Genomic DNA, 25964 nt, shown 5'->3' with positions numbered 1-25964 from the left:
GCCGAGGCGGGCTATCGGCTGATGATCGAGCAGGTGCGGCCAGGCATGACCGAGCTGGAGCTTGCCGCACTCGCCTACGGAGAATGTACTCGCCAAGGGGCGGAGAGCATCCCGTTCTGCTTGCTGACGAGCGGCGAACGCGTCAACACGATTATCGGGCGTGCATCGCGCAAGGTGATTGAGGACGGGGATATGATTATGGCAGCCATCGCCGTTCAGGTCGAGGGTTATGTCGCGACGCTAAACTTCCCGTTTGTCGCAGGCACGATCAGCGAGGAACAGAAGGCCTTTATCGACATTCTTGTTGAAGCGGAGGATATAGCTCTGTCCAAAATCAAGGCCGGGGAAAAGCAAGGCGCTGTTGTCCGGGCTGTCAAAGACTACTTTCGGGAACAAGGGGTGACGCCATACGACCTGTACCCTCCGATGCATGGCTGCGGACTGGCGGAAGCGGAATCTCCGTATCCGGACGAACATGCCGAAGCGCTATTCGAAGCCGGGATGACAGTCAACACGGACGTCAGCCTATTCGGGCATCCGCATGGCTCCAACCGTATCGAGGAAAGTCTTTTGGTGACGGAGGATGGCTACGAATCCATGTCGCCGCTTGTCCGGCATTTGAGCAAAACGTGGAAAGAACAACGGATCATCTCTATCGCAATGGGAGGCTGACATGAGTAAACAGGGCGCGAAAAACTGGTTTATCGTAGACGGCTACTTGCCCTTTGCAGGCAAAGTAGAAGGCGAGCCCTTTGAGGGCCATGAAGCAGTCATGATTCTGAATTGTCAGGATGAAGCCGCCGAAGTGTTCATGGATATTTATTACGAAGACCGCGATCCGGATGAGGGGATTCCGATTATAGTGTCGGCGAAGCGGGTGAAATGCCTGCGCATGGACCGCCCGCAGGATATCGGCGGCATCCGTCTGGATCGGCAGCTCCAATATTCGCTGCGTTTCAGAAGCAATATAGAAGTTGTTATTCAATACGGCCGCATGGACATTGCGCAGCCGAACCTCGCCTATATCGGCATGATGGGATATGCGGAAGCATGAGCATGCAGAAGCTAAGGCAACAGGTTCCTCTCCATCTGATGCTGGTTCCCGGCATCCTTGTATTGCTTGTGTTCTGCTACTATCCCATGGCGGGGATCGTAATCGCCTTTCAAAAATTTATTCCGATTAAAGGGCTGTTCGGATCGGATTGGATCGGTTTCGGCAATTTTCGCTATGTTTTGAAGATGCCCGATATTTGGCAGGTCCTTTATAATACGGTTTTTATCGCATCGATGAAAATCGTGCTGGGCATGATCGTTCCGATTATCATCGCCATCTTGCTCAATGAATTGAAGGTCATGTTTATCAAACGCGGAGTGCAGACATTGATCTATTTGCCGCATTTTATGTCCTGGGTCATTCTTGGCGGGATTTTGGTTGATGTCCTATCTCCTTCGGAGGGGATCGTGAACCAACTAATGCAGGCATTTGGTTTGGACACCGTCTTTTTCCTGGGGAGCAACAATTGGTTTCCTTCCGTTCTGATTGTTTCGGATGTATGGAAGGAGTTCGGCTTCAGCACCATCGTCTTTCTCGCGGCGATAACCGGGATTAATCCCGCCTTGTACGAAGCGGCCATTGTCGACGGAGCGAACCATATGCGTCAGATGTGGCATGTCACGCTTCCCGGCATGGTCCCGATTATCGTCCTTATGGCAACTCTAAGTCTCGGCAACGTGCTAAACGCCGGATTCGATCAAGTGTTTAATCTGTATAGTCCGAGCGTCTATCAGAGCGGTGATATCCTCGACACGCTGATCTATCGGATCGGGCTGCTGGATGCCCAGTTCGGGGTTGCCACGGCAATCGGCCTGTTTAAATCGGTCGTATCGTTTGTTTTGATCGCGTTGTCTTATTTCCTGGCTTACCGACTGGTCAACTACAGAATTTTTTGATGAAGGGAAGAACCGCGATGCTGCACCAAGCTTCTTTCGCAAGAAAAGCGTTTATTGTGGGAAACTATCTCTTCCTCATCTCGCTTTCTCTGCTATGCCTGCTTCCTTTAGTGCAAGTGTTATCCATTTCGTTCAGCTCCAGTTCGGCGGCATCTGCCGGCTTAGTCCAATTGCTGCCGGTCGATTTCACGTTTTCCTCTTATGCATACATCATGCAAAAAAAGGAGTTTATCGCTTCTTTTCTGGTGACGCTGCAGCGATTCGGACTTGGCTTCCTGATCAGTATGAGCTTAGCCGTTTTGTCCGCCTATCCGTTGTCCAAGGAGCAAAAGGATTTAAAGGGACGCAGCGTGTATGCCTGGTTTTTCGTGTTTACGATTTTGTTTAGTGGCGGGCTGATTCCCACTTATATGGTAGTCAGTCAAACCGGGTTGGTAGATACGATCTGGGCGTTGGTCATTCCGGGCGCGGTTTCCGTATTTAATGTCATCTTGCTGCTGAATTTTTTTCGGGGATTGCCCAAGGAAGTGGAAGAATCGGCGTTTATGGACGGGGCCGGTCATTGGACGGTATTGTGCAGAATGATTCTGCCGATGTCCATGCCGGTTCTGGCAACCGTCGCCCTGTTTACGATGGTATTTCATTGGAATAGCTGGTTCGACGGACTGATCTATATGAACTTTCCCCAAAACTATCCTTTGTCTACCTATTTGCAGTTAATGGTTATTAACAGCAATCCAATGAAGACGGATCCCAATCATTTGAGCGGCATCTTGGAAATATCCGAGCGAACGACCCGTTCCGCCCAAATTTTTCTCGGCGCGTTGCCGATTTTGATCGTGTATCCGTTTCTTCAGCGATTTTTTGTCAAAGGCATTGTACTTGGCAGTGTGAAGGGATGAGCAGAATGAGCGGAGTGAGTGTAGTGAGCAAGACGCATGCAAGCAACGGGGAGACTGGCGTTGCCGATACAGTTTCTTATGAGCGCTGGGTTTGGATCGAACTCATCGGCTTCGACAACGGGCAGCCGGATTATGCCGTCCAGGCTTATCTGGACAAAACGGGATTTATACCGGATAGCGTCTCCCTGTTGTTCTATACGCCGGATTTTGTCCATGCGCATAAGGGGATGGAGACGGAGTGGCGGCTGCCGATGGAGATATGCTCCTATGGCGCGCGCCCTTACGGGAGGGACAGGGCCAGACAGACATGGACCAACTATGAACTGCGGAATCTCGTACAAGAGCTGCAGAAGCATGGGGTCGAGGTATACTGCGCGTTTTTTGATATTTTTCAGTTCGACGGCGAGGACGGCAGCGAGGAGCTGGCCAAAAGCGTTTGGTGCGCCGACCATCCCGAGCTGTACGAAATGCGCAAGACGGGCGAGCCTTTTCCGGGCATTAATCCGCTGAGGCGCATGAAGGACGGCAGCTATTACGAGGATCGGTTTGTTCCTGAATTAATGGAGGTGCTGGAAGACTACCGATTCGATGGCTATCATGGCGCAGACGGTTATACCAGCCCCAGGCTGACTCTCGCGGAAACCGACTATTCCGATGATATGGTCGAACAGTTTCTCCAATGGAGCGGCGCGGCGCTGCCCGGCGATTTGCCGGCCGTCTGCGATCGCGACCCCGGCGACATGGAACGGCGCGCGGACTGGATCTGGAACAACCAACGGTTGCAATGGATCGAATTCCATGGCAGCAGGTGGGCGCAGCTCTGGCGCAAAATTATGGCAGGGATACGTCAAGCCGGGAAAAAGGCGTTCGTGAATACGGCGTGGACGAGAGAACCGTTCGAAGCTCTGTATCGATATGGCGTCGATTACAAGATGCTGGCGGAAACGGGCATTGACGGCTTTATCGTCGAGACCGTTGGCGCATCGCTGTCTGCGGGGGCCGGCGAAACCGAATACGAACCAGGTACCGAGTTTATGTCCATGCTGCTGATGATCAAAGCGTATGTACCCCATACGAAGCTGATTTGCCTGAATGCGCTGGCGGATACCCACGAGCAATGGGATGCGATCAGCCATGCGCCAACCGTGCTGGAGCGGGATATCCATACGTTAACGAGCATGTATGTCATCGAGAGTGGGGAACCGACACGATGCGCGGCGGGCTTTATGGCTTGCCTCGGGGACGGCATCAGCCGGGAAGGCTGGAAGTGGATTACAGCCCGCTGGAATTTGGGGTTCGCAGCTCGGCCGCAGCGTATCGTGGGAGCCGCTTTGGTCTGGTCGGACGCCATGTTGCAAGCTTCCTTGCAGGAGTATGCGGAGCTGCGGACTTGGCCTGCGCATAAGTATGCAAATGAGCTCTTGTCTCGCGGCGCGCCGGTACATTCGGCCATCCGCATTCATAACGTCCCGGCCTTCGATGGTCCGATTCTCGTAACGAATTTGCATTTGCTGCCAGAAGGGGAACTGCAAACCGTACTTGCTTATCAAGGCGGGGCGGCCATTCTGATCGGTCGTCTGACGGAGCGTGTCGCTGCGGCGCTGAGACCATTCGATATTCATGAAGGGCATGATGCGGGCAAGCAGATTTGCGTCGTTCGTCCTGTTGGCATGGATACCGGCAGCATTTACTTTATGGAAGAACATCATCCGGAAGCGCAGGATTGGACACCGGGACCGGCGCCGGTTGTCGATGCGATCGCCTGGACCAAGAGCTTGGACTTCCGTCCGGTAGCCGAGTCGTTTCTTACCCGGGCAGCGCTTGAGATCATCGAGGTCGTCCAAGCGCCCAAAGTGTGCAAGAACGAAGCTTTTATTGGCGTTGCCGCTATTGAGGTAGCTGCTAACCGTCTACGGCTTCTGCTTACCAATACGCATATCAATTATAAATCCGCGCATGTAGATATGGGCAAGCCCATTCAGCGGATTGAAGTGTTGACGGAATTTCCCGGCGTTCCCGTCAAACCTCGCGGTTCTGCATTTAGTCTGTATGTGCCAGGGAGAGGGGCGGTTATTGTAGACGTTAGCCTGTAAAATAGCCGGTCAAATTAATGACAATAAAGGAGCGGGTACGATGAACGGGGACAAGCGCAATCGTTGGATATCAATAGTTATTATTGTCTGTATGATGCTTATAGGGTTGCCGCCGCAGCAGGCTGGAGCGGCAAGCGAAGCGACGAAAGCCGTGCAAGCTGTGCAAGCGGTGAAAACTGAGCAAGCCGCGCAAGCTGGGCAGCCAACCTCCGACCTCTCGCAACATTGGGCGAAGGAGGTTATGGAGTCATGGATTGAAAGCGCTTTATTAAATGGCTTTGGCGATCAAACGTATCGTCCGGACAGTCCCGTCACGCGAGCCGAATTTGCGGCGTTTATCAATCGGGTCTTTTATTTTCCCGATAGATCCGGCAAGGACCATTCCTATTCCGATGTAGCGGAAAATGCTTGGTATGCGCGGGACGTGGCCAAATTGGACGCGTTTGGAATTGTTCAAGGGACGGGTAACGGCAAATTTTCTCCCGGCAACGCGATATCCCGCCAGGACGCCGCGGTTATTATGGCCCGCGCTTTTCATGTAAGCGGGGATGGTAAAACCGTTCCAACCTTCGAGGATCGCGAGAGCATAGCGGATTATGCCGTGGCTGCAGTGTCTGCTTTGCAAGCGCAGCAATACGTGCGGGGGAACGGAGGAAATCTGTTTCAGCCGCGAAAATCCACGACTCGCGCCGAAGTCGTGCAAATGATTCAAAATGTGATGGGAACGTTAATCCAGCAGCCGGGGACTTATTCGTCCGACGTGGCCGGAAACCTGGTCATCAATCGCTCGGGGGTGAAATTAAGCCAGCTGACAATAGCAGGGGATTTGTATATTACGCAAGGGGTCAATGACGGCGAAGTCACGCTTGAAGGCGTCACTGTGCTGGGCTCGACGTTTATACTTGGCGGGGGAGACCCTGGCATCACGTTGTTGAATTCGACTTTGGCAGGACCGGTCAGAGCTGACAAATGGAATGGGCAAATCAACATTCAAGTCGGCGAAGGTTCCGAGATTCGAGAGCTGCAAATGAATGCGGGCGGGAATGTACAGCTGGCAGCATCGGCCAAGATAGGCAAGCTGATCATTCATGCTCCGGCGATTGTGACCGGAGAGGGAACCATCGCATCCGCTCTCTTCCTGGTTAGTGGCGCGAAATTGGAAAAATGGCCTGTCGAAGTTGAATTTGCCTCCGATAGCACGGCTACGATTGAAGACGAGCTGGTTGCCGGCGATACACGAAAAAAACCAACGGTTGTACCCAATTCCGGCGCGGGCTCCGGCAACGGAAACGGGGGAACGAATCCTCCGGATCCCGATACGCTCCCCGCCATCGTTAGCGCGGGGACAGCGAACGCGGATATTGCGATCGGTGCGGAAGCGGATGACATGATGCTTTACGCGGCGCAGGAATTGCAGGAGACGATTAAACGGGTCAGCGGAGCCGAGCTGCCGATCTTCAAACGGAATTTGTCGGCGACGGTAAGCGTCTTGTTTGCCAATCGCGAATTAACGTTGACCAAAAGCGGACACTACCCGCTGGAAGTGCACATCGTTAATAACCAGTCCAGCCCGGCAACAATAGCCTTGACGCCAATCGGCAGCAACGACATTCCCGTTAACTTGCCGACACAGGTAAGCGTAGGCGCAAATGAACGAAAGATAATTCGAGGTTCGTTCGAAATTACGGCCGCTTTGGCCGACGGCAGTTATGGCGTCGAAGTGCAAGCAAGCATGGGCGGCACGGCGCTCCATACAGCCGAGCTTGCCGTACAATATGCATCGAACCTGTTGATCAATCCGGGATTCGAGCAGTTAAGCGGCACGCTGCCGCAAGGCTGGCATTCGCCAGCCGGCGTCAGAGATGCCGCGGAAACGAAATCCGGCGAACATTCGATGCGGATCGATTTGGAAGGCAATCCCTACATGTTTGCCAGAAGCGAACAGGAGCTGCATTTGACGCCGGGCAAAACCTACAAGCTGACCGCTTGGGTAAAGGCGACTGGCCCCGGGACGATGAATATGGAAATCCACGAGCGGCAAGCCAGCGGCGGCAGCAATCCTGTAACTGCCCGGGCCGAAAGCGCTTTAACGACGGAATGGACATTGGTGGAGCTGGACTACGCTCCTGACGCGGCTGCCGTGTACAATTTCAATAATGTCTATTTCTTCATGTCCGGTACGGACTCGATGTGGGTGGATGAAGTCAGGTTGATCGAAGTGGATGCCGAGCAAGGACCGGCTCCGGAGATTACGACGATCTCCTCGGGCAATGCCGTGGGCAAAGCGGAGATTGTGCTTGCCACGCCGGAGACCGAACCGCAGCTTGCCAGCCAGTACGCGGATGATTACAGCTTTGTTGCCGGCTCCGACGGTTTTGCCGTTCGCGCCGCGGGCAATCGTATTTACATCCTTGGCGATGATTCGCGAGGCGTACTTAACGGCGTGTATGATTTTCTCGAAGAAAACGCGGATATTCTATGGACTCGCTCCGTTGATTCCGGCATGTTATATGAGCCTCAATCCACCATTTTGGCAAACAAAGTGAATTATGCCGAGAAATCGCCGTTCCTGCTGCGCGGTTGGCATACGACCGGTTCTGGCAAATACGGGGAGTTCCACTCGGATCTGGATACGGAGAAGATGCTCGCCCGCAACAAACTAAACGTCAAGTTGGCGGAAATGGGCAATGTGCAGTATTGGAACCGTCATAACAGCGTCGGCATTACGCCGCTCCTGCTTGGCCATAATCTGGATTCCTGGCTGCCGAATGACAAATATTTTGCCGCGCATCCCGAGTACTATAACGAGATTAACGGGCAATACGTCCCAGTGTCGAATGACTCCCAAATTAATTTCTATCACCCGGATGTTCCCGGCGTAGTCGCCAGCGAGATTCGAGCGCTGCTTGCCGTCCAGCCGCTGGAATACGTCGGCGTAGGCATTATGGATAATCAGGTATTCAGCCAAGGGGAGCTAAGCAATTTGCCGTTTACGACCCCCGACGGACTTGTTGTCCAGCCGGAAGACCCTGCCTATAAATCAACGGTCTTCTTCACGTTTCTCAATAAAGTAGCGGCCGACCTGAAACTGACGCATCCGGATGTGAAAGTAACGACCTTCGCGTATTTCTTTACGGATATCCCGCCCAAGGTGGAGCTGGAAGACAATATCGTTATCGTAATGGCACCGGCTGCGGAGGATGCGAGGGAGCCGTTTAACACAACGGATCAAAACAATGCCAACTACGGCTATAAGTTAAAGCTTGAAGCCTGGGCGGACGCGACGGATAATATTCTGATGTATAACTACTACGGCTGCTGCGCGACCCATGTGTACGAACGTCCGATTGCCGATAAGGTGCAGGCCGATATGCAATATTATCGCGATCTGGACATTCTCGGCGTGATGCCCGAGGGCCAAGTCGACAACGGGGATATATGGGGGATTAACGCCTTGCAATACTGGCTTATCCATCAACTGTATTGGAATCCCGATGCCGATCTTGAAGCATTGACCGACAAGTTTTTGACTAAAGCTTATGGTGCGGCTGCCGAAGCGATGGAAACTTATTATGATCTGATCAAACAAGGCTACAACTATGACCAACAATCCGTCAACGTCTATTCGCGCGAAAGCCAATACATCGGACGATACGTGATTCTGGCGGGTATAGCGGATGCCGCTCAAGCTGCTTTGGACGAGGCGTGGGATTTGGCGAATGCGGAAGAGAAGCTGCGGATTGCACCGATCAAATCGACGTTCGAGACGATGGTATTCACCGTTGGACAACTGCCGAATTTGTCGGCGAAAGCCATTAAAACATCCTCCAGCCAAGCCGAAATCATGAACGCAACCGATTTTCAATCCGGGCCTTGGGCGGACGCGGTGGCGATGAGCGACTTCAGGGAGATGGGCACGAAGCAGCAGGTGCCGGAAGAAACCAATGTCTACCTGTTATGGGATGATGAAAACCTGTACGTAGGCTATGAAAATATGGACGATGATCTGGCAAGCATGGTGGTCAGCGAAAGCGCGCCGGGCGAATGGTGGAAAAGCGGCGCGGACGACTCGGTAGAGACGTATGTAACCGGCAATCGGGATGGTACGTATTACGGCTTTTTCTCGAACCCGCTTGCAGTGAAATTCGAATACAAATCATTCCAGGACCCGACCTATAACGGCGAGTGGTACGCCGAGGCCCATGTGGGCACAGACCGCTGGAATGCGATTCAAGCCATTCCGTTCGCCAGCATTGGCGTTGATCCGGCGCAAACCAGCACGTTATACGGCTTCTTCTTCCGCAACTTCCATGGCAAGGAACGTTTTATCACCTGGGGCGGAGGCATGGTCTGGAATCCGGGGGATTTCTACCCGATCCATCTGGAGCAGTCTGGCAATCAGGCTAATTTGGTAGAAAATCCTGGTTTTGAGCGCGGCGAAGAAGGCAGCTTCGCGGATGGTTGGATATCAACCTCGGCAGCATGGGATCATGAGGAGTATTACAGCGGTAATTACTCGCTCAGGCTGGACCTTAACGGCGCTTCGTATGTGTTCGTCCGCGCTGATCAGAATATCGAGCTGGAAGCCGGCAATCGCTACAAGCTGAGCGCCCGGGTTAAAGGCGCGTCGACGGGCTCGATAAGCATGTCCCTCTATGGAGTCGCCGCGGACGGCGGAGTGACCATGGTGGCGAATGCGGATGCCGCCGCCAATCATCAGTGGCAGTCGATGGAATTGGAGTATGAGCCCGCCGCCAATGCGACATATGAACATTATTGGGTCTATATCTTTATGTCCGGAACCGATAAGCTGTGGATCGATGACGCGGCGCTTGTGGACCTGACGGCATCGCCAGGAACGCCTGAAGCCGGTAATTTGCTGGATAATCCCGGATTTGAAACGGCTACGCCGAACAGCTTCCCGGACCGATGGCATTCGCCGACGGGAGTATGGGACCACGAGGTCTCGCACGGCGGCGGGCGTTCTCTGCGGATAGAGCGGCAGGGAGGCGAATACGCTTTGGCGAGATCATTGCAGGATTTCCTGCTCGAACCCGGCAAACGCTACAAGCTGAGCGCCTGGGTCAAGGGGCTTACAGCCGGGACTGCCAGCGTCTCTGTCAACGAGATGCTGGCAGGCGGGGGCAGCAATCCGGTCACGGCTAACGCGGACATCACGCTGAACGGCGAATGGCAGCTGCTCGAGCTGGAATATTCGCCGGATATCAATGCCGTCTATGACCATAACTGGATCTACTTCTTTATGTCCGGAACGGATGCGATGTGGCTGGATGATGTGTCGTTGACGGAGCTTCCGGATGCAGAACGGTAAGTAGAGCGGTTGATCGTGCTTGAGCGAAACATAGTTGATTTTACAGCTCGCATAAAATTCCCGTAGCAAAAACAGCATTCGTCTCGCCATCGGCGAGCGGATGCTGTTTTTGGTTTGTTTGCACATGCCCAAACATCCGAAAAAAAGAGATTAAACATGAATTCTAGGCAATATAATCGTGGACCCATATTCGATAGGATTAAGGTATACGGAGGGGGATGAGAGAAGTTGCTGAAGATGACGATGAGTCGCAAGGAGCATTTTATATTGGCCGGTTTCCTTGCACCTGCCATTATCGTGTATACGACATTTTTATTGGGTCCCGTGTTGGGCAGTTTTTTCTACAGCTTAACGAATTGGAACGGCCTGTATCAAACGATGGATTTTGTAGGTTTGCGCAACTTTGTTAATTTGATGGAAGACGGCGTATTCGCCAAAGCGATTCGCAACACAATGATATTTACGGTGTTTGTCGTATTAATTCAAAATGCGATCGGAGTGCCGCTCGCACTGGCGATGGATTCCAGAATACGCAGCAAGCAAGTTTTGAAAACGCTGTTTTTTGTACCGGCTATTTTGAGCCCGCTTGTCGTTGGTTATACGTGGACGTACATCTATGAGCCGCAAAACGGCGTGTTAAATACGATCTTGCGCACTGTCGGATTAACCGGATGGGAGCAAAGTTGGCTCGGCGATCCGCAGTTCGCGTTATACAGCATCGTGGTTATGGCGGTATGGCAGTTTTCAGGATATTCGATGGTTATCTATTTGGCCAATCTGCAGACGATTCCGGGAGACTTGTATGAAGCCGCCGATATCGACGGCGCAGGGAAATGGCAGCAGTTCAAGTCGATTACCTTTCCGCTGCTTGCACCGTCCATCACTATTAATATTGTGCTTTCCAGCATCGGCACGCTTAAGGCGTTTGATATTATTTATGTCACGACCAAGGGTGGCCCCTACTACGCAACGGAAACGATGACAACGCTGCTGTTTTCCACCGCGTTTACAAAAAGCAGTTTTGGTTACGGCACGGCCATGGGCGTTGTCATGTTCTTTTTTGTATTTATCATCTCGTTAGCACAAATATTGCTGTTGCGTCGAAGAGAGGTGCATTAAAATGTTATCAACGAATAAAAAAATGATATGGATTTTAGAAATAAAGATGATTATACTTGCCTTAATTGCATTATATCCTCTGTTATTTATCGTATCCATGACATTTAAATCATCGCAAGAAATGGCTTTATCGCCGCTTTCGTTGCCAAGCTCCATAAATTTCTCTAACTATGCGGCTACTTGGCTGCAAATGAGATTTCCGCTTGTGCTCGGCAATACCGTGCTTATTACCGCGGGATCCGTGACGTTGCTCGTACTGCTGGGCTCCATGGCTGCATATCCGCTTGCCAGACGCGCCGAAAAGGCGTATTCCATCATCTATATGTACTTTTTGGCGGGTATTATGCTGCCGTTCCAACTCGCCATGGTTCCTTTGTATAAACTCATTAATTCGATGGGCATGGTGAACACCTACTACGGCGCGATGCTGATTTATACGGCGTTGAACCTGCCGCTTGCCATTTTTTTGTATGCAGGATTTCTGCGAACGTCGCCCAAGGAGCTGGAGGAAGCGGCCAAAATAGACGGCTGTTCCTTGTTCCGTGCCTTCTGGCTTGCCGTATTTCCGATTATTAAGCCGGTAACCGCGACTGTAGTTGTATTATGTTCGTTAAATACCTGGAACGACTTTATCGTTCCGTTGTTATTTTTGCAAGACCAAAGCTATCGTACCATTACGATTGAGCTGTATATGTTTGTCGGAGAGCATGTGACCAATTGGGCGTTGTTATTTCCCGGCATGGTGTTGTCCGTGCTTCCATTGCTGCTCGTTTATGTATTTTTGCAAAAATATATTATTAAAGGAATTGCAGCGGGATCATTAAAAGGATAACGGGATTCGGGGGCTGCGGACATGAGACACTGGAGGGACGTTATACAATTCAGAGATTGGAATCTGGACAAAAAATTGTTTTCTGTTTATGCATTGATGATTATCATTCCGGTCATTGTGGTTACTATTTTGGGATTCCAGCGTTATCATGAAAATTTGACGGAGCGGGTAGGCGAATACGGCCTGAACCTGACGGATCAGATTGGTCTCAATCTGGACAACTATATTCGCCAAATCGATCGGCTCTCCATGACCTTTTATTTGGACGGCATAGACGGATTGACGGAAAATAAAGATCCCATGCATGTTTATACAGAAAAAATAGCGGTCGACAAGGCGCTGCGAAATATGATGCTGATTATCCCGTTTCAGGATATCGAAGGCATTTATTGGATTCGGGACAAAGAGGTGCAGTATTCGCAATACGGCTCCGGCCAACAAGTCAATCATGATGATTTTGCGGCCGACGGCTGGTTCGATCGTGTCATTGCAGCGGATGGAGGCGGGGTTATTATCCCGCCTTATCGGCCGTTAACGGGGAAAAAAGAAAAAGGAGATTACATTTTTTCCTACGCGCGCAGTATCGTCAACGTATCGACTCGAAATCCGCATGGCATTTTGTTGATTGACGTGTCGATGGAATTTTTGCATGAGCTGCTGACGGAAACGCGAATGCCGTCCTCCCCGAATCTGTTTATCGTCGATCAGAACGGCGAAATTATTTATCATGAGGACGAGGAGCAAATGAATCAACCGTTCGAGCCGCAGCTCACAGGACCATACGGACGATTTGTCGACTATATACATGGGGAAGAAACGATGGTGCAGTTCGTGCGTTCGGACACGACGGGCTGGTCCGTCGTCAATACGGTTCCCGTCAAACAATTGTCGGATGAGCTGCGCTTGATGCGCAATCTGCTGTGGACGTTTACGGTGGTGGCGGTGTTGCTCGCGCTGTCGTTGTCATCCGTACTAACCCGCTGGATTATTGAGCCTTTGAAACGTATGAAACGTTCCATGCTGCGCGTGGAGCTTGGCGATTACGACGTGCGCGTGCAGGTCAAGGCGCAAGATGAGATCGGGCAACTGGGCAGAAGTTTTAACATGATGGTGGAGCAAATTCACTCCCTTGTAAACCGGGAGCTGGCTATGCGGATCTATAAGCAGCAGGCGGAATTTAAATTGCTGCGAAGCCAGGTCAACCCGCATTTTCTGTTCAATACGCTGGAGTCCATTAACATGAAGGCCGAGCTGAATGAGGATTATGAGGTGGCTGACATGGTTACTAAGCTGGGCAAACTGTTTCGTCTTTCTTTACAGCAAAATGAAGAATTAACATCGGTTTCCCGGGAGCTCGAATATACCCGCGTTTATATGCAGCTGCAGCAGATTCGTTTCCCGAAAATGGAGTTTGTAATCGATTTCCCTGAGGAATTATTGGATGCGTTTACATTGCCTTGGATGCTGCAGCCGTTGGTGGAGAATGCCATCATTCATGCCATTGCGCCGTTAGGCGGCGTTGGAAAGGTAACCGTGCAAGGAAGGCGAGAAGCTGGGCAGTTGGTCATTGAAGTTTTGGATACCGGGGAGGGGATCAGCGAGCGGCGTTTGGCGGAAATACGAGAATTGCTGTATGACAGCACGCAGGAAAACAGTCACGAAAGGGAGCAGCATATCGGTCTGCAAAATGTACATCGAAGAATCGAAGCGTATTGGGGCAAGGAGTATGGTCTCCATATTAAAAAGGGAGATTCCGGCGGGACGGTTGTAACTTTAAAAATGAAGTATTGGTAACGGGGGGATCAATATGTCAGAACTGCAAATGATCATAATCGATGACGAAGAGATGATCCGGAACGGGTTGTCCCAAATGATTCGTCGCTTGTTGCCGGAGTGGAAGGTGGTGGACACTTGCGAAGATGCGCAGGCCGCATTGTGCGCATCCAGACAGTATGCATTGGATTTGGCGATTATCGATATTCAAATGCCCGGGATGAATGGTCTGGAACTTGCCAAGGAGCTGGATGCCCGCTACCCGCAAATGCACAAAATTATTTTGACCGGCTACGAGAAGTTTCATATGATCCAGACCGCGATGCGATACGGGGTATCGGATTATTTGCTAAAGCCGGTGCAACGCGACGAGCTTGTACAGGCCGTGCGAAGAACGGAGCTCCGCATTAAGGAAAGAGACGTGCAGACGACGATGCAGCTCGAAAAGCTGCTGTTGGAATGGTTCGTTACGCAAAATACGGACCGTTTGAAAGAGCTGCAATTCGCCTTGGGCGAAGGGGATCGCGAAGTCGGCAAAGCGCGGCAATTTTCCGTTATTTTTCTGCTTTGGGAGGATGGTTATACGAATATCGACCGCCTGCACGTCGAACTGGTAGCCGGTCATTTGCGCACCATGGCTGACGGTATCGAGCAAGTAATCGGCATCGTGGCCGCGCAATCCTGTACGTTGTTTGTCATTGTGGGCAATGATATGCCCTCCCAGGGAGAATGGAAGAGTCGTTTGTCTAAACTGGGTTGGGATCGAAGAGGCAGTTACCAGCAGGGGGCAAGGCTGCAGGCGATCGGCTGCTCTGATTCCTTTGCCCATATAGAACAGCTGCAGGATGCGTATCAGCTTGCGCTGAACCATATGTTTGCCGATAGCGGCGGCGATTTTGCCCAGCAGGCGGAGGAAGACCGGCAGCGCATTGTCTCGTTGGCGCAGGCGCTGGAAACCAACGAAGGAGACAAAGCGTTGGCGCTCCTTAGGCAATGGAAGGAAGATATTGTTCGAATGAGCTTTACGCATCCGTCGCAAATTACCGCTCGTTGCTTCTTGTTTTTGTCCCATATGTCATCGCCGTTAATCAGTGCGATCCAGTCCCGGCTGGCCGGATCTTTGCGCACCTCCATCACGCAGCTTGTGCAGCGACTGCCTGTCGCGCTTACTCCATCCGTTGTTTTGCGAGCCATCTCGGAGTTTGTCGAAGGACTCAGCTTCGAGGAACATCAGGGGCAGCGGAAAATCATCGCGCGGGTGCAGGATATGATACGCGAGCAATATGCCAATGCGGACTTGAATCTGGAGCTGTTGGCCCAGCATGTCTATTTGCACCCTACCTATTTGAGCGAGCTGTTTAAGGAATCTACCGGCCAAAAGTTTATCGACTATTTGACGGAAGTCCGCATGAAAGAGGCCAAACGTATCCTGAGAGAAACCGATATGAAGGTGTATGAAGTATCGGAGGCGGTCGGCTACACCAGCCCCAAATATTTCAGCACGTTATTCCGCAAGCATTACAAGCTGACACCGATGAGCTACAGAGAGAAAGCTCAATAATGATCCGGGGGAGCGTTTGCCGCGCTTCTTCTTTTTTTTTCGTGCGAGACGGCCGATTCGCGAACCAACATCCGAATAAAACAGACTAAATAATGATTTTACGCAATGTTCATATTTGTGACGATCTTATACGCTTAATGTGTGATAAAACACAATATTCAAAACAAATAGGGAGGCTTCAACAATGAACAGAAAATCAAGAGGGTTGGCAGGGCTATTGGCCATGTTGGCTATGTTGCTCGTAATCGCGGCTTGTTCGGGCAATAACGGAAGCAACGGAAGCAACAACGGCGGCAATCAGCCGCAGACCGATGGAAACGATTCCAATAAGCCAACTCCTGCGGCATCGGTGGTCGAACTCAAAGTGACCGGATTCAAATCAGGCGCGGAGCTTGGCGCTCTTCCCGACCTGAACGAAAAATTTATGCAAGAAAACCAGGATATTAAAGTCGTTTACGAGGGCATGCCGGGTTCGCAATTCAAAGAGTTTTTGAAAGCGCGTTTCTCCGCCAACGACGCTTCCGACGTCATTATGATTCATCCGGGCTTGTCCGATGTTATCGCGTATGGCAAAGCGGGATATTTACTGGATCTGTCGGGCGAGTCGTGGATTAAGAACTTCACGGAAGCTTCGCTCAAAGCGACTTCCAATGATGGACAGATTTATGCGATTCCCAATGATATGAACGTGCTTGGCGTCTATTACAACAAACAAATTTTTACGGACTTGTCGATCGAGATCCCGACAAACTGGACTCAGTTCCTGGCGGCGGCCGAAAAAATCAAACAAGCCGGAATTCTGCCAATCTCCATCGGCAACAACGACGGCTGGATGACGCTTGCCGCGCTGTATACGATGGCTCCGGGTACGGTATATGCCCAAAATCCGGACTTCGACGCGCAGCTTAACGCCGGAGAAACCACTTTCCTGGAAGGCTGGAAGGATATGAACGCGCAATGGTACAGTCTCGACGAGAAGGGCTACTTGACCGAAAAAAGCACCGGCGTCAGTCTGGATCAAGCGCAGCAAGCCTTTGCTACCGGAAAAGCGGCGATGTACATTGACGGCAACTGGTCGTTGCCGGGCATTAAAGCGGCAAATCCGGAGCTGGAGGTGGGCATGATTCCAATGCCTTCCAATGCGGATGGGCAACCCGTAATCGCCTCTGCCGCAGTCGGAACCACCTTTGCCATCAACAAAAATTCCAAAGTCGTCGACGCTGCCAAACGTTATCTGGAGTTCTGGAGCAAAACGGAGACTCAAAAAGAGTGGGCGAAGAGCCAACAGGCGTTTATGACGATCAATGGCGAAACGGGAGACGTGGATCCTTCGCTGCAGCATATTGCGGAAGTGGTGGCAAGCGGCAACAGCTATCCGTTCCTGGATCAAGGCTGGGAGTTCGGCGGCGCCGGAACTGCGGAATTGATGACGTCCGCGCAAGGCGTGTACCTGAAAGCGATTAATTCCGACGAGATGCTTAAAAACATGGATAAAGCCTGGGATGCTGCAGTTAAAAATCGTTGATGTCGCCAGACCATCAAATCATGTCAAGAGGAGGCAGAATTGGCGTGGGAATTAAGTCTAGACGTATCTATATGGCGTATCTGCTCATTGCGAGTTTAATCGTAAGCCTGTTGCCGACAGCTCAGATTGCTCAAGCCGCGGAAGGCGAACGCGTAAATGTAGCATTAGGCAAATCGGTAACATCCTCCAGCAGCTACGAAAATTCGGGAGAAGGCTGGACAAGGAGTAATTTAGTAGACGGGGCCAAAAGCGGCCCCCGTCTTCCAGGCTCGATGGAAAACGGTTTCACGACATTGCCGACGCAAACCCAGGCTTCCGAAAGCAGTCCGGCATGGGTTCAGATCGACCTGGGTATGGCGTATCCGATCGGCGAGATTGCTTTGTGGCCGAGGAACGACAATGGCACGGGGAATATCGGGGCAGGTTTCCCGATCGATTTTAAGCTGAAAATATCCGCGGACAATGAGAGATGGACGACGGTTGCCGAGGAAACCGGATTTGTGCAGCCAACGACCGTAACGCCGCATACGGCAACGGTGCCGATGCTGGCGGGGCGTTACGTCCGACTGGAAGCTACCAAGCTGCGTCCGGACGATCGGGGAGCTTTAACGCTGCAGTTCCGGGAGATGGAAGTGTTCCGGGCTTCTCTCGACATTAGCGACGAGGAAGCGGTGGATAACGATTACGGCAGGCTGTTTCCGGAAGGCTTGAACAAGTTGTACGCCAGCTTGCCGCTGCCGGCAACGGGGCTGTATGAATCGAACATCACGTGGCAGAGCACCGAACCGTCCGTCATCTCGCCTGCCGGCAAAGTCCAGCGTCCGGCCGCGGGTTGGCCGGATGTGCCGGTGACGCTGACCGCGACGGTTCACAAGGGAAGCGTAGTGCGTGAAAAGGTGTTTGACGTTATCGTCAAAGCGCATAGGGAGCGTATAGAAAGCGGCGAGGATCAATTCCAGATCGGCATCTTTTGGCCGCCGACCTGGGAGCATACCAATCTGGAGCAATACCAGGCGATCAGCGACGCGCATGTCGACATCGTCCAGAACGTATTGGGCTCCGGTCTCGATTCCGAAGAAAAAAACATGAAAATTTTGGAGCTTGCCGAAAAAACGGATCTGAAGGTCAATGTAGCGGATCCCAGAATTCGGGGAACGGATGCGGATATCGCGCAGGTCGTAGCCACGTACAAAGATTATTGGGGCGCGGGCGGTTATTACATTCGGGATGAACCCGGCATGGGAGAGCTGGCTCGCGAAGCGCATATTTATCGGGAAGTGCTCAAGCATGACGATCAAAAAAATCCGTATGTAAATCTGCTGCCCAACATTTACGGCGGGACGTACGAAAAGGATTATGTACGCGCCTGGATGGAAGCCGTCGGTAAAGACGACGCGGGTCAATCGAATTTGCGTTATCTCATGTACGATCATTATCCGTTCCGTACCAATTCCTTCGACAACAGCTATTACGATACGATGAACCTCTATCGTCAGGTGGGACTGGATTATGGGGTCAAAACGGGAGCATACCTGCAGTCGATTGGATTCGGCAGCAGCGCGCAAAGCTTGAACAATCGCAGGCCAAATAGCCGCGAGCTGGCGTTTAGCGCCTATTCTTATCTGGCGTATGGCTTCAAATACGTCACATGGTTCACGTATTGGACGCCAAGCGAGCGATCCGAGTTTTTTACAAATGCCATTATCGATCCTGCAGGCAACAAAACGGATTTGTACGAACCCTTCCAACGCATCAATGGCCAAATGAGCCAACTGGGCAAAACGTTGATCAAGCTGGACGCCCATGAGGTGTATCATTCCGGCGCGACGATGCCTACGGGCAGCACGAAGTCCGTACCGTCCGATTTCCTGCTGCGTCCCGTACAATCGAACGACGAATTGATCGTTTCCTATATGAAGCACAAGGAAACGGGACAATCGTACGTGATGGTGGTCAACAAAGCGTTTGGAAGCACGCAAAGCCAGACGTTTAACCTGCAAGCGGATGATCGCGTGTTGTCCGTTCAGGAAATATCGAGAGAAACGGGCGCGTTGTCGGCGACCAATTTTGATGCAGCCACAGGGCGCATGACAACGACTCTGCCTCCGGGCGAAGGCAGACTATTCGCCCTGCAAGGTGATTTCCCGAGCTATACGGGACCGCAGACGCCAACCGTTTTACCGGCGCCCGCAGAGCCACAGCATCCCGATCTCAATTTGGCGCTTAATAAAAGCGTCGATGTTTCCAGCGATATCGGCAATTGGGGATGGGCCAAAAACTATGCAGTAGACGGCGTTCGCGGCGTCAGTGCAGCTAGCAACGGGTGGAGCAGCTATCCGTCCAAGACCGTCCCGACTTCGCCGGCTTGGTTCAAAGTGGATCTGGGAGCGGCTTATCCCGTTAAACGTATTATGCTCTGGCCAAGAAATGACGGAGCCTCCGCCGGCTTCGGCATTCCGGAGCAGATCGAAGTCAAAACGTCGATGGACGGCGTGGTCTGGAATAGCGTATTGATACGCAGCGAGATCGCTCGGCCTACAGCTGGCCAAACGGTGGAGCTGGTATTGCCTGCTGCCGAATTGGCGAAATACGTTCGGGTAGAGACAAGCTCGATGAGACCGGACAACAATGCAGAGTATGCATTCCAGTTTTCGGAGCTGGAGATTTACCAAGGGGAAGCGGCTTCGCTGCTGGAAGCCAGCGCCGATGCGACAAATTTGCTGGTCGGTCAGACGACGCAAATTCATGCAGGACTGTGGCAGGAAGATGGGTCCTTGCTGCCCGTGCCGCAGCCTGACTTAACGACTAGCGATGATCAAGTTATTGAAATCGAAGGCATGACCCTGAAAGCTCTGACACCGGGAACTGCTACGATCCATGTATCGTCAGGCGCCGAGTCCAAGGACCTTGATATTGAAGTACGCGCCTTGCCCGAACCTTGGGTATACGACCTTGCAGGGGCGGCGAGCGGAGAGATCATCCCTGATCAGCAAGGGCTGACGTTAGGCGTTGCCGCGAAAGGGATTGCTGCAGGAAGCAACGATTATGCTTTCGTGTATCAGCCAGTTAGCGGACATCAGCAGCAGTTGTCCGTTGATATAACCGAGCACGCGATTCCGGCAAACGGACAGAGCGGCCGGGCGGGCTTGCTGATTCGAGCGGCGGGAGACACAGATACGGCCGCCCATGTCTCGCTCGCGATATCGCCGGAGGGCAGAATGGAATTGCAAGCGCGCGATCTGAACGGCCAAATGCTCAGCGCGGTGCAGGGCAATTATGCGCCTTTGCCGGTCTCGCTGAAATTGGTGCAGAACGGAGAGACGTTTACCGGATTTTACGGCCATAACGGTCAGTGGTATCCGATCGCCGGCAAGGAGCAGCAATCCCGCATTGCTTTGTCGGGCGTCAGTCCGGCTGGCTGGGAAGCGGGTCTCGTCACTTATTCCGGCGTCGCGAACCGCCGCAATCATGTGGCGTTTGCCGACCTTGAGCTGGTTGCCAACAATCAGGCGCATGCGGCGGCGGCGGCTCTGGAGATCGACGGATTATCCGGCATTGTCGCCAATATTACGCTGCCTTCGGCAGGTCCAATGGGCAGTACGGTCACTTGGTCGAGCGGCAATGAGGAATATTTGCTGGGCAGCGGCGAGGTGTTGAAAAGGCCTTCCGCGGGAACCGGCAATGTCCTGATTCCGCTGACAGCGACCGTGAAAGTCGGCCAGGACGTCGCCGAGAGGACGTTTACGGCGGTATTGATGGCGGACCGGCCGGAATCGGCCGAAAGGAAAAACCTGGCGAGATCCAGGACGGTAACGGTATCTAGCGAATATGCGCAGGACGGCTGGGGCAAAGAAAAAGCCGTGGACGGGCTGACGGTTGGCCAAGCGGGCTCGTTGGGTTTTACAACGCTTCCAACCTCGAATGCTGCCGGAACGGGTTCCATTATGGTCGATCTGGGCTCGTTGTTTACCGTCGACCAAGTGGTATTGTGGCCGCGCAACGATTCGGGTCTGAACAAGGGAGTTGGTTTCCCGGTCGACTTTGCGATCAGCGTATCCACGGATAAAGTGAACTGGACAACGGTTCATGACAAACAGAGCTTTACGAACCCCGCCAGCGGATCGGCGCAAAAATTCGATGTAGGTCCGTTGCAGGATGTTCGTTATGTGAAGGTCGAAGGAAACAAGCTGCACCAGGACAATAACGGAAGCTATGCGATGCAGTTTGCCGAGATCGAAGTGTTCGGGCAAGCGCCGGCGAGTCAAGACGGCGATTACGATCCCGTATTCCGGTACCTGAATTATCGCGAGGACTTTGAAATGTCGGAGCTCGGAGATAAATGGGCTGTAGAAGAGTCTGCCGAAAGCTCGATCGTGAACGATGGTTATCGTTTGAAGAACGGAATGGCCTACTATTCGGGCCGTACGTTCGATGATTTTAAATATACGACCGAAGTGACGATCGATAGCGGAAGCGATACAAGCTTGATTTTCCGCGCGCAAGATGCCAACAACTTCTATCAGACGAATGTGAGCACGGACGGCTGGAACAATGGCCAGATCCGGTTATACAAAAACGTTAATGGCGACTACACTCCAATTGGCGAGCCAGTAGCCTTTACGGCGCAAGCCGGCGTCAAGATGAATATGACGCTGGTGGCGGATGGAGATCTGCTGCGGTTCTCGGTCGACGATGGCGATGGGCCATTAACGGTTACGGCTAAAGACGCGACGTTCTCCAGCGGCTATGTCGGCATCAAAGCCTTTAACTCCGTCATTATGGCGGAATACGTAAAGGTGTACGAGAAACAAGCCTTGCCGGATCGGGACAAAGAGAATATTCAAATCGGCGTGTTCTGGCCGCCAACCAAAGATTATGTCAATGAAGAGCAATACGATTACTTGCAGCAAGCTCATGTGGATTTGATCCTTAATGTCAATTCGGGCGACTTGCAGGAGATCGAAACGAACAAAAAAATGCTTCGTCTGGCTGCGGAAAGAGATATGAGGGTGCAGGTATCCGACTCTCGCTTCGTGCCATCGACTGCCGGATTTACGGATAAGCTCGTACAGGAAATTGTACGAGACTATGACGGCAGACCGGGCTTGTACGGCTATTATGTCAAAGATGAGCCAACGGATGCGGAAATGACGGATTTTGCGGCCGTCTATCAGAAATTCCTGAAATACGATCCCGATGCCGTACCTTATGTGAGCTTGGCCGGCGGGGCAAATGCAAACCTCTGGGTTAGCACGGTAGGCGCGGATCAACTTAAGTATTTAAATTATGCGGATTATCCTTTTTATGGACCTTCCGGCTACAGAGCGGTATATTTCCCTGTGCTGGACAATTTCCGCAAGGTAGGCGAGGCAAACGACGTGCCGGTATCCCGGTTCCTGCAATCGATCGGGTGGAACGTCGGGCAGCCGAACGAATATCGCAAGCCGACCGAAAACGACATGCGTCTGGATGCTTTCGCGACGCTTGCTTACGACTACAAGGCGATGCATTGGTTTACCTGGTGGACGCCTACGGGTCGCAGCGAAAGCTTTTTCGAAGCCATCATCGATGCAGAGGGCAAGAAAACGACGGCATATGAGTGGATCCAGAAGATCAATGCCGAAGTGAAGGCTATCGGCCGGACGCTGATCAATCTGAAGGCCAAAGAAATTTATCACAATGGCACCATTCCGGCGAATGCAAGCAAGATTCCGGCGGACTTTATCTGGAAGCCGACCAAGGCGACGGACGATGTGCTTCTCACGTTGTTCGCGGATGAGCGCAACGGCAGATCGTATATGATGGTCGTCAACAAGTCGCTAACGAATAGCGGCAGCTTTACCTTTGATATTCATGCGGATGTTTCGAACGTGCTGGAGGTATCCAAACAAAGCGGTCTGGAGGTAGCTGCCAATTATGATGCCGCAGCCGGACAATTGACGACTGAGCTGCTGCCGGGCGAAGGAAGGTTATTCGCTTTCCCGGCCGATTACAAGATGTACACGCCGTTTTTCGTCGAGCTGGAGGAAGCGGGAGCGAACGGTGAGCTTATCCGGGCAAACTGGAAATCACCGGAAGACCCTGCCGGCAACGGCGTGGATTCTTACCGCGTCGTCATCGCGCAGGACAAGGAGCTTAAGCATGTCGTGCACGAAGAAGTAATTACGGGCATGGATTATGTTTTACCAAAAGAGACATTTAAACATTACCACTTGCAAGTGCTGGCGAAATTGCCGAACGGACGAGAACTGGCCAGCCAGAGCGGCATTTTGCCTGTTGTGGCGCGCGAGTCCAAAAACCGCGTCTATACGGAGGATTTTGCGGACGGCACGACAACAGGCTGGAACAATCCCGAAGGCGCGATGAGCTTGGAAAATGGCGAGCTTAAGCTGGCTGCTCCATCCGGCAACGGCATTGCGTATTACAACGAAACGCTGACGGATTTTATCTATGAAGGTACCGCAACGATCAAAAGCGGTTCGGACACCAGCATGCTGTTCCGAATGCAAGATGCGAACAATTTCTATCAAACGAATATTAGTACGCACCATACGGCGGCCATGATCAGCCTGTACAAAAATGTAAACGGAAATTTCGTGAAGATCGGTACGGAGCTGCCCTATCAGGTGACGATGAATCAGGCCGTCAAACAAACCTTGATCGTGAAGGGTAATCAAATTTCGTTTTCCCTTGATGACGGCAAACAAGTACGTACGGTTACGGCTACGGACAATACGTTCAGCCAAGGCCGCGTCGGCGTAAGGGTATTCCACTCAACCGCCACATTCGATAACATTACGATCGATGTCATGCCGAAGGGCGAAGCGGAAGCGCAATTGGCCGCCAATGCCTTGGTACTCACGGCGATTGATGCTGTGAAGGGTGATCTGATTTTGCCGACAACGGGATTGCATGATTCCGGGATCGGTTGGGCGAGCTCTAACCCGGCTATTGTCGGACATGACGGTAAGCTGATCAGCAGACCAAGCAGCGAAGAAGGCGATGCAACGATCGTATTGACCGCGACGGTGACCAAGGAAGAGGGCAGCACGAGCAAGTCCTTTGCCGTGACTGTCAAGGCGGAAGAGGACGTGCCGACGAATCCGGATGAGCAGGCGGTTGCCGAAGCTCTGGCGGCGTTGACGCTGGGAGACACAAGTGCGGTGAGGGCGAGTCTGAGTCTGCCGACAAGCGGTCTGCATGATACGCAAATCACATGGGAAAGCTCGAATCCGGCGGTGCTGTCCGGTGACGGAAGCTTGCTGCAGCGTCCGGCCGTCGGAGAAGACGACATTACGCTGACGCTGACCGCAACGGTCGCCAAAGGAACGGAAAGCGGAACGAAGACGTTCCAGGTGACGGTCAAAGCGGAAGAAGCTGTACCGGTAGATCCCGACGAGCAGGCAGTAGTCGAAGCTCTGGCGGCGTTGACGCTGGGAGACACAAGTGCGGTTACATCCAGCTTGAGCTTGCCAACAAGCGGTCTGCAAGACACGCAAATTACATGGGAAAGCTCGAATCCGGCGTATATGACGGCTAACGGAAGCTTGCTGCAACGTCCTGTCGTCGGCGCAGCGGATCTCACGTTAACGTTGACCGCGACGGTCACTAAAGGAACGGAAAGCGGAACGAAGACGTTCCAGGTGACGGTCAAAGCGGAAGAAGCTGTACCGGTAGATCCCGACGAGCAGGCAGTAGTCGAAGCTCTGGCGGCGTTGACGCTGGGAGACACAAGTGCGGTTACATCCAGCTTGAGCTTGCCAACAAGCGGTCTGCAAGACACGCAAATTACATGGGAAAGCTCGAATCCGGCGTATATGACGGCTAACGGAAGCTTGCTGCAACGTCCTGTCGTCGGCACAGTGGATCTCACGTTAACGTTGACCGCGACGGTCACCAAAGGAACGGAAAGCGGAACGAAGACGTTCCAGGTGACGATTAAAGCGCAAACGTCAAGCGGAGGTCCAGGCGACGGTTCGGGCAATGTATGGATTAATCCCGATATCGCGTTTGTAAAACAAGCCAAAGATGCATTGGACCTGGGTAGTACTTCTTCCGTTATATCGGATCTGAATTTGCCGACAGCCGGTCTCAACGGAACGACAATTGCCTGGAAGAGCTCCAATACCGACTATATTGGAGATAACGGACGGTTGGTTGCGAGGCCTGCAGCCGGCGAGGCAGACGTGACGGTCAGTATGACCGCAACGATCAGCATAGGCATCGTCAAGGAGACCAAAACGTTTACCATCATCGTCAAAGCGGAAGAGCCATTGCCGGACGATGATGGGGAAGAGGAGCAGCCGCCACTCCCGTCCAACTTGTCGGATATTGCGGGACACTGGGCAGAGGATTTGGTAAAGAAAGCTGTCGCGAAAGGAATCGTGTTGGGCTTCGAGGATGACACGTTCAGACCCAATGCCATTGTCACGCGCGCAGAATTGGCGGTTATGTTTAGCAGAGCGTTGAATTTGAACGTAACAGAGTCAGGCGAAGGAACCATATTCGCAGACGACGCGAAAATTCCTCAATGGGCTCGCGGATCTATTCGGGCATTAGTGAAGTTGGGATTGCTTCAAGGTTATTCCGATGGACGATTCGGGGCCGAGGACGGAGCCAGTCGCGTTCAGGTCGCGAACTTGATTGTTCGTGCTTTGCAGCTCAAAGTTGATCCGAATGCACAACCGAAATTCGCGGACGCCGATCAGATTCCGGAATGGGGCAGAGCGCATGTCGCTGTCGGCGTCCAGGCAGGATTGTTCCAGGGCAAAGGGAACAACACATTCGATCCTTTGGCGCAAACCACAAGAGCGGAAGCCGTCAAATTCATAATGACGATGCTTGAGCATTCCGGAAAGGACACAGAGGTTGAATAAG

The 25964-nt window shown here is 52.4% G+C and carries 12 protein-coding genes; all 12 read left to right on the top strand.

Annotated features, from left to right (window positions below; genetic code table 11):
• Positions 1-672 (top strand): M24 family metallopeptidase (locus PAT3040_RS37080; RefSeq protein WP_181376638.1); only part of this gene is annotated, 672 nt, incomplete at its 5' end.
• 1 nt (position 673) lies between these two features.
• On the top strand, positions 674-1054 hold the full coding sequence (locus tag PAT3040_RS15490) for a sensory rhodopsin transducer (protein WP_108993456.1): 381 nt from the start codon (positions 674-676) through the stop codon (positions 1052-1054).
• Positions 1051-1950, top strand: a complete 900-nt coding sequence (locus tag PAT3040_RS15485) for an ABC transporter permease (RefSeq protein ID WP_108993455.1) — start codon at positions 1051-1053, stop codon at positions 1948-1950. Before PAT3040_RS15490 ends, PAT3040_RS15485 begins: the two co-directional genes overlap by 4 nt.
• Positions 1951-1967: 17 nt before the next feature.
• Entirely contained in the window at positions 1968-2852 is an 885-nt protein-coding gene (locus tag PAT3040_RS15480) for a carbohydrate ABC transporter permease (protein WP_108993454.1), read from the top strand.
• Positions 2853-2857: 5 nt separating this feature from the next.
• Positions 2858-4945, top strand: a complete 2088-nt coding sequence (locus tag PAT3040_RS15475; protein ID WP_108993453.1) for a hypothetical protein — start codon at positions 2858-2860, stop codon at positions 4943-4945.
• A 40-nt stretch (positions 4946-4985) separates the two neighbouring features.
• Positions 4986-10277 (top strand): DUF4838 domain-containing protein, encoded by a 5292-nt coding sequence (locus PAT3040_RS15470; protein WP_108993452.1) that lies wholly within the window; start codon positions 4986-4988, stop codon positions 10275-10277.
• Positions 10278-10514: 237 nt separating this feature from the next.
• On the top strand, positions 10515-11396 hold the full coding sequence (locus PAT3040_RS15465; protein ID WP_258235017.1) for a carbohydrate ABC transporter permease: 882 nt from the start codon (positions 10515-10517) through the stop codon (positions 11394-11396).
• A 1-nt stretch (position 11397) separates the two neighbouring features.
• The gene (locus tag PAT3040_RS15460) at positions 11398-12228 is read left to right on the top strand and encodes a carbohydrate ABC transporter permease (protein ID WP_108993450.1); all 831 of its coding nucleotides are present in this window, start codon (positions 11398-11400) and stop codon (positions 12226-12228) included.
• Between the two features lie 21 nt (positions 12229-12249).
• Positions 12250-14022: a cache domain-containing sensor histidine kinase gene (locus PAT3040_RS15455; protein ID WP_108993449.1), complete on the top strand. Its 1773-nt coding sequence runs from the start codon at positions 12250-12252 to the stop codon at positions 14020-14022.
• A 13-nt stretch (positions 14023-14035) separates the two neighbouring features.
• Positions 14036-15562, top strand: coding sequence for a response regulator (locus PAT3040_RS15450; RefSeq protein WP_108993448.1), 1527 nt, complete (start codon positions 14036-14038; stop codon positions 15560-15562).
• Between the two features lie 184 nt (positions 15563-15746).
• Complete coding sequence (locus tag PAT3040_RS15445) at positions 15747-17087, top strand: ABC transporter substrate-binding protein (protein WP_108993447.1); 1341 nt, start codon at positions 15747-15749, stop codon at positions 17085-17087.
• A 44-nt stretch (positions 17088-17131) separates the two neighbouring features.
• Positions 17132-25963: an immunoglobulin-like domain-containing protein gene (locus PAT3040_RS15440; RefSeq protein ID WP_181376637.1), complete on the top strand. Its 8832-nt coding sequence runs from the start codon at positions 17132-17134 to the stop codon at positions 25961-25963.
• Position 25964 lies beyond the last annotated feature (1 nt).

The sequence above is a fragment of the Paenibacillus agaridevorans genome, assembly GCF_003112455.1.
GTDB classification, from domain to species: domain Bacteria; phylum Bacillota; class Bacilli; order Paenibacillales; family Paenibacillaceae; genus Pristimantibacillus; species Pristimantibacillus agaridevorans.
The sequence above is the reverse complement of the archived record's forward strand: the minus strand, read 5'-3'. Positions and strand labels throughout refer to the sequence as shown.

Bases quoted from the DNA above. Each gene is read 5' to 3' on its own strand.
- PAT3040_RS15490 (WP_108993456.1), top strand. From the start codon at position 674: ATGAGTAAACAGGGCGCGAAAAACTGGTTTATCGTAGACGGCTACTTG.
- PAT3040_RS15485 (WP_108993455.1), top strand. From the start codon at position 1,051: ATGAGCATGCAGAAGCTAAGGCAACAGGTTCCTCTCCATCTGATGCTG.
- PAT3040_RS15480 (WP_108993454.1), top strand. From the start codon at position 1,968: ATGCTGCACCAAGCTTCTTTCGCAAGAAAAGCGTTTATTGTGGGAAAC.
- PAT3040_RS15475 (WP_108993453.1), top strand. From the start codon at position 2,858: ATGAGCGGAGTGAGTGTAGTGAGCAAGACGCATGCAAGCAACGGGGAG.
- PAT3040_RS15470 (WP_108993452.1), top strand. From the start codon at position 4,986: ATGAACGGGGACAAGCGCAATCGTTGGATATCAATAGTTATTATTGTC.
- PAT3040_RS15465 (WP_258235017.1), top strand. From the start codon at position 10,515: ATGACGATGAGTCGCAAGGAGCATTTTATATTGGCCGGTTTCCTTGCA.
- PAT3040_RS15460 (WP_108993450.1), top strand. From the start codon at position 11,398: ATGTTATCAACGAATAAAAAAATGATATGGATTTTAGAAATAAAGATG.
- PAT3040_RS15455 (WP_108993449.1), top strand. From the start codon at position 12,250: ATGAGACACTGGAGGGACGTTATACAATTCAGAGATTGGAATCTGGAC.
- PAT3040_RS15450 (WP_108993448.1), top strand. From the start codon at position 14,036: ATGTCAGAACTGCAAATGATCATAATCGATGACGAAGAGATGATCCGG.
- PAT3040_RS15445 (WP_108993447.1), top strand. From the start codon at position 15,747: ATGAACAGAAAATCAAGAGGGTTGGCAGGGCTATTGGCCATGTTGGCT.